Raw genomic sequence first — 11444 nt, 5'->3', positions numbered from 1 at the left:
GCCCCCGCGGGGCCGCGCACACCGGTGCCCATCGACGGGGGATTCCCATGGCCGACCCGAAGCGTGACCTGCTCGCCGACGCACGGCTCTACCTGTGCACCGACGCCCGCAGGCGTCAGGGCGACCTGCCGGAGTTCCTCGACGCCGTGCTGGCCGGCGGCGTCGACATCGTGCAGCTGCGCGACAAGGGCATGGAGGCCGGCGAGGAGCTGGAGCACCTCGCGGTGTTCGCCGAGGCCGCCCGCCGCCATGGCAAGCTCTTCGCGGTGAACGACCGGGCGGACGTCGCCCACGCGAGCGCCTCCGACGTGCTGCACCTGGGCCAGGGCGACCTCCCGGTGCCCGCCGCCCGCGCGATCATCGGCGACGACGTGCTCGTCGGCCGCTCCACCCACTCCGACGCGGAGGCCGACGCCGCCGCCGTCGAGCCGGGCGTCGACTACTTCTGCACCGGCCCCTGCTGGCCCACCCCCACCAAGCCCGGCCGGTACGCGCCCGGCCTCGACCTGGTGCGCCACACCGCCGGACTCGGCACCGACCGCCCGTGGTTCGCCATCGGCGGCATCGACCTGACGAACCTGGACGAGGTCCTGGACGCGGGCGCCCGCCGGGTCGTCGTCGTCCGCGCCATCACCGAGGCCGACGATCCGGGCGCCGCCGCGGCCGAGTTCGCCAAGCGCCTGCGGTCCCTGTGACCGCTCGCCGGCCGACCCGCTGACCAGCGGGGAAGGCACCACTGTCCGGAACCTGTCCGCAGGCTGGACAGGGATTTGGGACAGTCGACCTCCGTCAGTAACCTGCCCGTATGGCCCTAGGCACCGCTTCCACCAGGACTGATCGCGCCCGCACCGTGCGCGACATGCTCACGCCCGGCAAGGCGACGTACTCGTTCGAGTTCTCCGCGCCGAAGACCCCCAAGGGCGAGCGCAACCTGTGGAACGCGCTGCGCCGTGTCGAGGCCGTCGCCCCCGACTTCGTGTCCGTCACGTACGGGGCGGGCGGCTCCACGCGGGCCGGCACCGTCAAGGAGACCCAGCAGATCGTCGCCGACACGACGCTCACGCCGGTCGCCCACATCACCGCCGTCGAGCACTCGGTCGCCGAGCTGCGCAACATCATCGGGCAGTACGCCGACGCCGGGATCCGGAACATGCTGGCGGTGCGCGGCGACCCGCCGGGCGACCCGATGGGGGAGTGGCTCGCCCACCCCGAGGGCCTCACGTACGCGGCCGAACTGGTCGAGCTGATCAAGGAGTCGGGAGACTTCTGCGTCGGCGTGGCCGCGTTCCCGGCGATGCACCCGCGCTCCGCGGACTGGGACTCCGACGTGCGGCACTTCGTCGACAAGTGCCGCGCGGGCGCCGACTACGCGATCACCCAGATGTTCTTCTACCCGGAGGAGTACCTGAGACTGCGGGACAAGGTCGCCGCCGCCGGCTGCGACACCCCGATCATCCCGGAGTGCATGCCCGTCACCAGTGTCCGCATGCTGGAGCGGCTGCCCAAGCTCAGCAACGCGGACTTCCCCCCGGCTCTGAAAGAGCGGATCCTCACAGCCAAAGACGATCCGGCCGCTGTACGCTCCATTGGCATCGAGTTCGCGACGGAGTTCTGCGCGAAGCTGCTTGACGAAGGCGTGCCGGGTCTGCACTTCATTACGCTCAACAACTCCACTGCGACGTTGGAAATCTACGAGAATCTGGGCCTGCACGACCAGCGGGCCTGATCGGCCGTACCCGCGGGGGCCTCGGCCGTACGAGAGGGGCGTACATGGGCTGGGCGGTCCTCTATGCGGCGTTCGGACTGGTGGCGCTGTGGCTCCTCGGTGAGGTGCTGCTGCAGAACAAGGCGCGGCTGCGCTGGCGCCTGCTCGCGTTCGTCGGCTTCCTCGGTGTGGTCCTCGGCGTCCTGATGCCCTCGGTGATCGTCATCGGGATCGGCGCCATCGCCTTCGCGGTCGGCCAGACGTACGTCACGCTGTCCTTCCGCCGCGGCTTCGAGGCCGGCTGGTCCCTCAAGGCCGGCGGCGCCGACGACGCGGAAGGCGCGGGCGCGCCCAAGCGCCGCCGGAAGAAGGAGCCGGTCCACCAGGAGCCGACCCTCGAGGTCTCGGACCTGGAGTACGGGCAGGGCTCGCACGACACCTGGGGCCCCGCCGCCCCCGAGTCCCCGGCCGAGTCCACCGCGGTCTACGCCCCCGAGCCGATGCCCGACGACACGGGCCAGTACGGCGTCTACAGCGACTCCGCCTACGCCCAGGCCGGCGCGGGCCCCGCCGCCCAGGACCCGCAGGGTTACGGCTACGACACCAACGCCTTCGGCTACGACCAGCAGCAGAACTACGGCTACGACACGGGCGCCCAGCAGCAGCCCTACGCCGCGCCCTACTCGGACCCGTACATCGGCGGCCAGACCTATCCGGAGCAGCCCCAGTACGGCGACCCGTACGCGACCGGCGGCGGGCAGCAGCAGTACAGCGACCCGTATGCCACGGCCGCGGGCTACGGCTCGGACACCCCGCCCGGCGGCGTCTGGGTCCCGCAGCAGCGCAGCGGCGAAGAGCAGCAGCAGAACTACGGCGGGGAGCTGCCGCCCGAGCAGCCGTACCCGGCCTACCCGCAGCACGACCCGAACGTGGGATACGACAACGGGTACAACGAGCAGCAGTACCGGTACTGAGCCGCATCCGCGGCGCAGCTTCTGAAGCGGAGCAGCGCGGCTTCAGAAACAGACGCGGACACAGTTACAGCCACAGCCACAGCCGCCGGGTCCGCGCCCGGCGGCTGTCGCGTTCACCGGCCTGTCGCGCTCACTGGGAGCCCTGGAAGCCCGGGCCCTCCACGATCAGCCCCGCGACCAGCGCGCCCGACATGCCCGCGTGCGGCAGCCCGCCGCCGGGATGCGCCCAGCCGCCGACCGCGAACAGGCCCGGCACCTCCGTCCCGTTCGCCGCGTGCAGCAGACGGCCGGACGCCGCCGCGAGCGCGGGCGCGGGCACCGCGCCGCCCACCGCGCCCGTCGCCTCCGCGACGTCCTGCGGGGTGCGGGCCTCCTGCCACAGCAGCCGCTCGCCGAGACCGGGCACCGCGCGCCCGGCCGCCGCGACGACCGAGGCCACGAGGTCCTCGCCCACGCGTGCGCCGTTCGGCACCGTCGCCATGACCGTGACCGCCTCGTGCCCCTCGGGGGCCTGCCCGGCGTCCCCGGTGCGCAGCACGGCGACCGTCGGTCTCCCGGGGCGCGGCGCGCCGTCGAACAGCCAGGCCGCCTCCGCCGCCCGGTCCGTGCCGTGCACCACCGTGCGGTGCGGCGTGTCCTCGGGGCGCTCCCCGCGCAGCGCCAGATGCACCGTCAGCCGGCTCGGCGCCGCCGCCTCCGACTGCGCGGGCACCGCGCCGCGCGGTGCGGTGCCCGGCAGCAGCCCGTCCAGCACCCCCGGCGCGACTCCGGCCACCACGAACTCGGCGTCCTCCACCGATCCGTCGGCCAGCTCCACACCCGCCGCGCGCCCGTCCTTCACGACGATCCGCCGCACGTCCGCACCGAAGCGGAACTCGACCTTGCGGCGTACACAGCGCGCGTGCACCGCGTCCGCGAGCGCCCGCATGCCGCCCGTCACGGCCCAGGTGCCGAAGGTCTGCTCCATGTAGGGCAGCACGGCCGCGCTCGCCGGAGCCGTACGGGGATCGAGGCCGTACGCCAGCGCGTACTGCTCCAGGAGCGCGACCAGACGCGGCTCGCCGGCCAGCTCGAGCGCGCCGATCTCCGCCAGCGTCCTCGCCGCGCGGTCCTTGCGCAGCAGCCGCTTGTGCACCACCGCCGGGTACGGCTCGCGCTCGGCCAGCACCTCCCAGTTCGGCCACAGCGGCTCTTCGAGCAGGGGGCGCCGGGAACGGTCCCAGGCCTCCCGCGCCCGGTTCATGAACGCCGACCAGCGGGCGCCCGCGCCCGCCCCCACGGCCGCGTCGAGCGCCTCGGCGACACCCGCCCGCCGCGCGTTCGGCAGGTCCGTCGTCGTGCCGTCCGCGAAGACGTGCCGCACTGCGGGCTCGATCTGCGTCAGACCGACGACGTCCTCCAGCGGCTCCTTGCCGGTCTTCACGAACAGGTCCCGGTACACGGCCGGCAGCAGGAGCAGGCCCGGGCCCGAGTCGAACGCGAACCCGTCGCGCTCGAACCGGCCCAGCGCGCCGCCGTAGGTCGCCCCGCGCTCGAACACCACCGCTCGGTGGCCCGCGACGGCCAGCCGAGCGGCGGCCGCCATGGCGCCCATGCCCGCGCCGATCACCGCAATTCGTGCCATGCGGGCGACTTTATCCGCCGTCACCGACAACGCCGCCGCGAGGTCAGGGTGGTGGCACCGCGCGGGCCAGCCGCCGCTCCTCGCGCCGCTGCGCCCGCCGCCGCAGGAACCGGCGGATGCGCCGCACCAGCAGGAACAGCAGGATCAGGCCGAGCACCAGGAGCACCGCCGCGATGATCGCGGCCGCCTCCGGATGGAACATCGCGAACGTGACGATCGCGCCGACACCCAGGTCCTCGGCGGTGCTCAGGACGAAGTTCGACATCGGCTCCGGCGAGGTGTTCACCGCCATCCGCGTCCCGGCCTTCACGGTGTGGCTGGCCAGCGCCGTGGACCCGCCGATCGCGCCCGCCGCGAGATCCGACAGGGAGCCGCTCTGCCCGGCGAGCAGTGCCCCGACGACCGCGCCCGACACCGGCCGGATCACGGTGTGCACCGTGTCCCACACCGAGTCCACGTACGGGATCTTGTCGGCGACGGCCTCGCACAGGAAGAGCACGCCGGCCGCGATCAGCACGTCGGGCCGCTGCAGCGACTCGGGCACGTCGTCGCTCAGCCCGGTCGCGCCGAAGACACCGAGCAGCAGGATCACCGCGTACGCGTTGATGCCGCTCGCCCAGCCGCTGGTGAAGACCAGGGGGAGTACGGACACGGGGGAGAGCGTAACCAGTAGGGCACTCGGTGTGCCTGGGGACGATCACGCGGGTCTGAGTATCCGTACCTAGACGCGGAGATGAGTAGGTACGCGGATGGGTCCGACCTGCGATGACGAGAGAGTGGAGACCACGGAGAGGGGCGCGGCTCCCGGCACCGCCGACACGGGGCGGCGGAACGGAAGCAGCGTCCTTGGCCGCTCCTCTCACCCGAACGGGTGGGAGCGAGGCACGGGGGACCCGGGGGAGACCGCACGGGGTTCAACGGGGGAACAACGGGGGATGCGCCGGTCCGGTACGGCCTGGGACGACCACAGGCCGCACCGGACCGGCGCTTCACGTTCCCCGCGCGGCGCCTCAGGCCTTCCCGGACAGCGGCTGCCCGCCGCCCACCCGCCCTTGCAGCAGCAGCGACAGCGCGGCGTGCACGTCGTCCAGGGACCGCTCGGGCTGGAACGCCTGCCAGTCCAGGGCCGCCACCAGGACCATGCCCACCAGGGCGGCCGCCGTGAGCGGCACGTCGATCTCGTCGCTCAGTTCGCCGCCCTCCACGGCGCCCCGCAGCACGCCCTCCACCACGGCCACCGCCTCCTGGCGGACCACCGCGAGGGTGGACTGCCAGGCGCGGTTCGTGCGCCACAGCTCCGCCACGTAGAGCTGCGTGAACGCCGGGTACTGGTCGATGAAGACGAGACCCGCGCGGATCATCGCGTCCAGCGCGTCCACCTTGCTGCCGCCGCGCTCGTCCGTCCTGCGCGCCGCGTCCCGCAGCGAGGCCGTCAGCAGCCCCACGCCGTGCCGCAGCAGCTCCTCGAAGAGCACCGACTTGCTGGCGAAGTTGTAGTAGACCGTGCCCTTCGCGACGCCGGCGCGCTCCGCGATCTCGTCGACCGTCGTCGCGGAGAAGCCCTGTTCCGCGATGAGCGTGACAGCGGCCTCGTAGAGCTTCTGCCGGGTGGCCTGGCGCCGTGTGCTGCTTTCCATGCCCCCGATTCTCACAGGTGCGTTTGTGGCCGTGCTCACAGGCTCAGCTCCGGGTGCAGCCGGTCCAGCGTCCACACCTGCTTGCGGCGGGCGCTCAGGGCCGTCAGCGCGAGCGCGCCGAGGGTGAAGGCGGTCAGCACCGCGCACGCCTGCCACACCGGGCCGAGCCCGCCTCCGGAGATGAGCCGGCGCAGCGCCTCGACCACGTAGGTCATCGGCAGGAAGGGGTGCAGCGCGTTGAAGAAGCCCGGGCTCGTCTGCACGGGGTACGTGCCGCCGGCCGAGGTCAGCTGGAGCATCAGGAACGCGAGCACCAGGATGCGGCCCGCCGCGCCGAAGCGGGCGTTCAGCCACTGGACGATGGCCGCGAAGCACGCCGTGACCAGGCACAGGAAGCCGATCGTGCCGGCCGCGTGCAGCATCTGGAGGCCGAGCGCCCAGTGCAGTACGGCCATCAGCGCGCCGACCTGGAGCAGGCCGAGCGCGGCCACCGGGAGCCAGCCGGCCAGCGCCACGCGCCAGGAGGAGGCGCCGACGGCGAGGGCCCGCCGGTTGAGCGGCTGGATCAGCATGTAGGCGACCATCGCGCCCACCCACAGGGAGAGCGGGATGAAGTAGGGCGCGAAGCCCGTCCCGTAGTTGGGCGCCTTGTGGAGCGACTGGGAGGCCAGCTGGACCGGGTCGGCCATCACGTCGGTGCGCCGGTCGCGGTCCTTCTTGTCGTAGTCGGGGATCTGCTCGACGCCGTCGTGCAGACCGCCCGCGAGCTTCCCCGAGCCGTCGGCGAGCTTGAACATGCCGCCGGACAGGTCGTTCGCCCCGGTCTTCAGCCGGCCGACGCCGCTGTCGAGCTCGGTCGAGCCGGTGTGGGCCGTGCCGAGCCCGGTGTGCAGCTTCTTCGCTCCGGCGGCGACCTGGCCCGCGCCCTTGTTGAGCCGGTTGATCTGCGCGACCGCGTTCTCGACGTCCCGGTCGAGGGTCGGGGCGCGCCGGGCCAGCTCCTCGGACTGCTTCTGGAGCGTGGCCAGATGGCGGTCCATGAGGGTCAGGTTGCCGTGCTCGTCCTGGATGAGCGTGTCCAGGTCGTCCGAGACCGTGGCGACGTCGTCCGCGGCCGTCGCGGCCTTCTTGAGGTCCGGGCAGGCCGGGTCGTCGAGCAGCGCCTTCTCGCAGCGCTGTTCGTAGATCGCGGCCAGGATGTCGGAGCCCGCGTGCGCGCCCTTGCGGGCGGTCGGGGCGACCTTCACCAGGGTGTCCAGGTTGTGCCGCACGCCCTTGGCGGAGTCGGCGACCAGGCGGGCGGTGTCCGCGATCTGCTTCTTGTTGTTCTTCAGGAAGGGCAGCACCTTGTCGGAGGTGCCGTTCACCTTGTCGGCCAGCGTCTGGGTCCCGGCCGCGACCTGCTTCGAACCGGTCTCCAGGTCGCCCGCGCCCTTGTCGAGCTTCTTCAGGCCGCTCGCCAGGTCGCCGCTGCCCTTCTTGGCGTCCTTCAGGCCGTCGGCGAGGTCCTTGGAGCCCTTCTTGGCCTTGCCGATGCCGCCCTTGAGCTCGTCCGCGCCCTTCGCCGCCTTCTGGGTGGCGTCGTGGATGTCCGAGAAGGAGATGAAGATCTTGTCCAGGAAGGAGCGCGACGCCTTCGTGGAGGCGGCCGAGCGCACCTCCGAGAACACTGTGCGGGAGATCTGCCCGACGATGTAGTTGTTCGCGTCGTTCGTGCGCACCTTCAGGGCGCCCGTCTCCGGCGCCTCACCGGAGCTGGACGCGATCCTCTTGCTGAAGTCCGCGGGCATCGTCAGCGACAGGTAGTACGTGCCGTCCTCGACGCCCTCGGCGGCCTGGGCGGCGCTGACCTCGTGCCACTGGAAGGTGTCGCTCTCGTACAGCCCCTTGGTGATGTCGTCGCCCGCCGTGATCTTCCGGCCCGCGGCGGTCGCCCCCTTGTCGTCGTTGACGAGCGCGACGGGAATCTTGTCGAGCCGCCCGTACGGGTCCCAGAACGACCACAGGTACAGCGCCCCGTAGAGCAGCGGCAGCAGGAGGAGCGCGACGAGCGCGGCGCGCGGCAGCTTCCCCCTGCCGAAGCGCCTGAGCTCAAGAGCGGCCAGCTTCGGCGAGCGCATCGTCCGTCGTCCCCCCGTCGGTGTCGGTGTGCGTGTCCGTGTCGGTGTCGGTTTCGTTCGCGTCGGCCGGCTTCTCCGACGCGGCCTCCGCCGTGTCCTGCGTCGTGCCCTCGGCCTCGGAGCGTGCCGGGGCGGTGGAGACGACGATCGTGTCCTCGGGGGCCTCGCTGCACACGGCCACCACGGTCGTGCCGGCCGCCGCGATCGACCGCAGCTGCTCCCAGACCGCGTCCCGCTCGGCGTCCGACAGCTTCAGGTCGGTGTCGTCGACCCCGATCAGGCGCGGCCGGCCGATCAGCGCGAGGGCGAGCGAGAGCCGCAGCGCCTCGATCCGCTCCAGGTCGCGCACGGCGGTACGGGACCCCTTCGGCAGGCTCTCGCGGTCGAGGCCCGCGGCGGCCAGCGCGGAGTCGATCCGCAGCTTCGCCTCGGTCACCCGCTCGGCGCGCGGCCGCAGCAGCCCGCGCAGCCCCCCGCCGAAGCGGCGCTGCAGCAGGGCCCGCTCCTTCAGGTGCTCGGCCACGGTGAGGGCCGGGTCGAGGTCCGTCACCCCCGGCACGTGCGCGAGCGCGCTCACCCGGCGCAGGGCGGCCATCTGCTTCGGCAGCCGCAGTCCGCCGACCCGGGCCATGCCCTCGCTCGGCCGCATCCGCCCCGTGAGCGCGAGCAGCAGACAGGTCCGCCCGCTCCCGGACGGCCCCTCGACCGCGACGAGCGATCCGGCCGGGGCGTCGATGTCCACGCCCCGGAACGCCCAGCCGCGCGGCCCCTTCACCCCGAACCCCGCGGCGGTGACGGCGGCGCCGTCCTCCCGGCCGTCCGCGTCCACGACCGCCCCCCTCTGTTGAATCTGTTGAACCGACACTTTTGAACTGACTGGTCAGTACAAAAATAGCCCGAACCCCTGAGCGAAGCAAAACCGCAGGTCAGGCCGGATTGTCAGTGGCGTACCCCACGATGGGCACATACGGCCACTGCGCCGTCACACAGACGACAGGAGGTTCGTCATGGCTGGACATCAGGCACCCACCGCAGCCGCCGCAGGCCGCCGCGCCGCCACCGGCCCTGCCCATGCCCCCTCACTGACCGGACCGGCGAGCGACGTCCACCCGGTGCTCCGCCGGGCCGGTGCCCCGCCCGCCGCCCTCGATCTGCTCTCCCAGGCCCGCGCCGGACTCGACGAGGCCGCCGCCCTGGAGACTCCGAACGAGCGGTACGCGACGGCTCACCTCGCCGCCCTGCGCACCGCCGCCGCCGTCCTCGCCGCCCGCGGCAGGCCCGAGCCCACGCCCCGGCGCCGCGCCCGGATCCGCAGCGCCTGGGAGGTCCTCCCCGAGATCGCCCCCGAGCTGACCGAATGGAGCGCCCTGTTCGCCTCGGGCGCCACCCGAAGGGCCCGCGCCGAGGCGGGCATACGCGGCGCGGCGAGCCCGCGCGACGCCGACGACCTGCTCCGCGACGTGGCGATGTTCCTGCGCCTCGTCGAGCGCCTGCTCGTCCTGCAGCCGGTCCTTCCGCAGCCCCGGCAGCAGGACGACGAGCGCCCGGCCCGCCGGGAGGTGCCCGACGCGGGGTGACCGGCCGGGCGGCCTGCCGCGGGACCGCCCGGGCGCGGCGGGATCGGCCGGCAGGTGAGCGGTCGACGCGGATGGCGTGGGCGTCCGCCCCGGCCCATTAGGGTGGAGGCGCCCGAACCTGTTCACGCTCCGCCACCAGCCGGAGCCGCGCCGAGGAGTCTCAGCCGTGTCGGACCCGATGCGCCCGCCCGTCTCGTCCCAGCCGCAGCCGGCGCCGCAGCGCGCCGAGCCGCTCCGGCCCCGCGCCGCGCTGCGGACGGCCGTGGTCTGGGACGTGCTCCAGGACGCCCTCGACCGGCGGGCCAAGGCCACGGGCAGCGACACCCTCGACGTCCTCGACACCGGGGGCGGCAGCGGGAACTTCGCGGTGCCCGTGGCCCGCCTCGGCCACCGCGTCACGGTCGTCGACCCCAGCCCGAACGCGCTGTTCGCACTGGAGCGCCGTGCCGCCGAGGCCGGCGTCGCCGACCGGGTGCGTGGCGTGCAGGGCGACATCTCCGGCCTGTTCGACGTCGTCGAGCACGCCGCCTTCGACGCGGTGCTGTGCCACGGCGTCCTCGAGTACGTGGAGGAGCCGGCCGAGGGCGTGCGGCACGCGGTGGACGCGCTGCGCGACGGCGGTGTGCTCAGCCTGCTCGCCGCCGGCCTCGGCGGCGCCGTGCTCGCGCGGGCCCTCGCCGGGCACTTCAAGGAGGCCCGGCAGGCCCTCGACGACCCGGCGGGCCGCTGGGGCGAGGGCGACCCGGTGCCGCGGCGCTTCACCGCCGAGCAGCTCTCCGGTCTCGTCGCCGACGCCGGGGTGGCGGTCGGCGCCGTGCACGGCGTACGGGTCTTCGCCGACCTCGTCCCCGGAGTCCTCGTGGACACCGAGCCGGGCGCGCTCCAGGAGCTCCTGAAGCTGGAGGCGGCGGCCGCCGAGCTGCCCGCCTTCCACGCCGTGGCGACCCAGCTGCACGTGCTCGGCGAGAAGCGGACGGCCGAAGGGGCCTGAGTCACTCCCGTGATCCCGCGCTGATCAGCGGCGCAGCGGCAGACGGAGTACGCGACAGGCCCCCCGATACGGCGCTCGGCGCCGTATGATCGAGGGAGACCGCCGGGCATGACGAGCCGGACGCCGGGGAATGACGCCCCAGTGAGCCGGAGCGGCGCGCGGCGGTCCGCGATGGTGAAGTTGGCGTAGAGGGGCGGGTTTCACGGGGGCGATTCCCTGCCTATCCTGAAGGGGACCCCCGGTCGCCCCGGCGACTGCACGATGAGGAGGACTCCGTGCCGCTCTCGGAGCACGAGCAGCGCATGCTCGAGCAGATGGAGCGAGCGCTGTACGCCGAAGATCCCAAGTTCGCGACAGCGCTTGAGGGAAGCGGGCTGCGTACGTACACCCGACGTCGGGTCTACCAGGCAGTCGCGGGCTTCCTGGTGGGTATCGCGCTCCTCATGACTGGAATGGTCCTCACACAGATCTGGATCAGCGTGGTGGGGTTCCTCGTCATGTTGGGCTGCGCGGTGCTCGCCGTCACCGGTTGGCGCAAGGCGCCCAAGCCGGGTGAACAGCCGGCGGGAGCCGTGCCGGGAGCGCCCGGCGCACCCGCGGCACGACGCCAGGCCCGGCAGAAGCGGTCGATGATGGACCGCATCGAGCAGCGCTGGCAGAAGCGCAGGGACGAGCAGGGCGGCCACTGAGCCGGAGCAGAGCTGCGGGGGGGGGGGGGGCCCGCCCCGGGTGACAAGTTGTGCATATGGGGGGGGGGGGGCGGCGCGCGGCGCGGCGTGTTGGGGGGGGGGGTCGGGGCGGGGGGTGTGTGAGAGG

Annotated in this window: 11 protein-coding genes; 6 read left to right on the top strand and 5 right to left on the bottom strand. The window is 73.2% G+C overall.

Going from position 1 to position 11444, the window contains the following annotated elements:
* The first annotated feature begins 47 nt into the window (after window positions 1-47).
* The 3 genes from thiE to ACFW9D_RS35430 all read left to right on the top strand — a co-directional run bounded on the left by thiE (window position 48) and on the right by ACFW9D_RS35430 (window position 2679).
* Window positions 48-695, top strand: a complete 648-nt coding sequence (gene thiE, locus ACFW9D_RS35440) for a thiamine phosphate synthase (protein WP_384629104.1) — start codon at window positions 48-50, stop codon at window positions 693-695.
* A 110-nt stretch (window positions 696-805) separates the two neighbouring features.
* Window positions 806-1726, top strand: coding sequence for a methylenetetrahydrofolate reductase [NAD(P)H] (gene metF, locus ACFW9D_RS35435; RefSeq protein ID WP_188339393.1), 921 nt, complete (start codon window positions 806-808; stop codon window positions 1724-1726).
* Between the two features lie 44 nt (window positions 1727-1770).
* Window positions 1771-2679 carry a hypothetical protein gene (locus ACFW9D_RS35430; RefSeq protein WP_384629100.1) on the top strand — a complete coding sequence of 303 codons (909 nt, stop codon included), beginning with the start codon at window positions 1771-1773 and terminating at the stop codon, window positions 2677-2679.
* Between the two features lie 130 nt (window positions 2680-2809).
* On the opposite strand, the gene ACFW9D_RS35425 is transcribed toward ACFW9D_RS35430, so the two are convergent.
* From ACFW9D_RS35425 to ACFW9D_RS35405, 5 genes are all read right to left on the bottom strand, one after another.
* Window positions 2810-4303: a phytoene desaturase family protein gene (locus ACFW9D_RS35425; RefSeq protein ID WP_384629096.1), complete on the bottom strand. Its 1494-nt coding sequence runs from the start codon at window positions 4301-4303 to the stop codon at window positions 2810-2812.
* A 43-nt stretch (window positions 4304-4346) separates the two neighbouring features.
* Window positions 4347-4955 carry a DUF4126 domain-containing protein gene (locus tag ACFW9D_RS35420; RefSeq protein WP_188339396.1) on the bottom strand — a complete coding sequence of 203 codons (609 nt, stop codon included), beginning with the start codon at window positions 4953-4955 and terminating at the stop codon, window positions 4347-4349.
* 358 nt (window positions 4956-5313) lie between these two features.
* Entirely contained in the window at window positions 5314-5940 is a 627-nt protein-coding gene (locus ACFW9D_RS35415) for a TetR/AcrR family transcriptional regulator (protein WP_384629093.1), read from the bottom strand.
* Between the two features lie 35 nt (window positions 5941-5975).
* On the bottom strand, window positions 5976-8060 hold the full coding sequence (locus ACFW9D_RS35410) for a YhgE/Pip family protein (protein ID WP_384629090.1): 2085 nt from the start codon (window positions 8058-8060) through the stop codon (window positions 5976-5978).
* Window positions 8032-8889, bottom strand: coding sequence for an ATP-binding cassette domain-containing protein (locus ACFW9D_RS35405; protein ID WP_384629087.1), 858 nt, complete (start codon window positions 8887-8889; stop codon window positions 8032-8034). Before ACFW9D_RS35405 ends, ACFW9D_RS35410 begins: the two co-directional genes overlap by 29 nt.
* Before the next feature lie 178 nt (window positions 8890-9067).
* On the opposite strand from ACFW9D_RS35405, the gene ACFW9D_RS35400 reads away from it, so the two are divergent.
* From ACFW9D_RS35400 to ACFW9D_RS35390, 3 genes are all read left to right on the top strand, one after another.
* Window positions 9068-9637, top strand: a complete 570-nt coding sequence (locus tag ACFW9D_RS35400) for an SAV_6107 family HEPN domain-containing protein (protein WP_384629084.1) — start codon at window positions 9068-9070, stop codon at window positions 9635-9637.
* 166 nt (window positions 9638-9803) lie between these two features.
* A complete protein-coding gene (locus ACFW9D_RS35395) occupies window positions 9804-10628 on the top strand; it encodes a methyltransferase (protein ID WP_384629081.1) in 825 nt (274 codons plus the stop codon).
* A gap of 275 nt (window positions 10629-10903) precedes the next feature.
* A complete protein-coding gene (locus ACFW9D_RS35390) occupies window positions 10904-11317 on the top strand; it encodes a DUF3040 domain-containing protein (protein WP_188339402.1) in 414 nt (137 codons plus the stop codon).
* Window positions 11318-11444 lie beyond the last annotated feature (127 nt).

Origin of the sequence: Streptomyces sp. NPDC059524, assembly GCF_042749255.1 — a bacterium.
In the GTDB taxonomy this organism is placed as follows: domain Bacteria; phylum Actinomycetota; class Actinomycetes; order Streptomycetales; family Streptomycetaceae; genus Streptomyces; species Streptomyces xanthii.
Note: the sequence above shows the minus strand (reverse complement) of the source record. Positions and strands in the feature narration are given on the sequence as shown.

What these genes read in the sequence shown, in the direction of transcription:
- ACFW9D_RS35415 (WP_384629093.1), bottom strand. Translation starts at nt 5,940, where the DNA reads ATGGAAAGCAGCACACGGCGCCAGGCCACCCGGCAGAAGCTCTACGAG.
- ACFW9D_RS35410 (WP_384629090.1), bottom strand. Translation starts at nt 8,060, where the DNA reads ATGCGCTCGCCGAAGCTGGCCGCTCTTGAGCTCAGGCGCTTCGGCAGG.
- ACFW9D_RS35430 (WP_384629100.1), top strand. Translation starts at nt 1,771, where the DNA reads ATGGGCTGGGCGGTCCTCTATGCGGCGTTCGGACTGGTGGCGCTGTGG.
- ACFW9D_RS35400 (WP_384629084.1), top strand. Translation starts at nt 9,068, where the DNA reads ATGGCTGGACATCAGGCACCCACCGCAGCCGCCGCAGGCCGCCGCGCC.
- metF (WP_188339393.1), top strand. Translation starts at nt 806, where the DNA reads ATGGCCCTAGGCACCGCTTCCACCAGGACTGATCGCGCCCGCACCGTG.
- thiE (WP_384629104.1), top strand. Translation starts at nt 48, where the DNA reads ATGGCCGACCCGAAGCGTGACCTGCTCGCCGACGCACGGCTCTACCTG.
- ACFW9D_RS35425 (WP_384629096.1), bottom strand. Translation starts at nt 4,303, where the DNA reads ATGGCACGAATTGCGGTGATCGGCGCGGGCATGGGCGCCATGGCGGCC.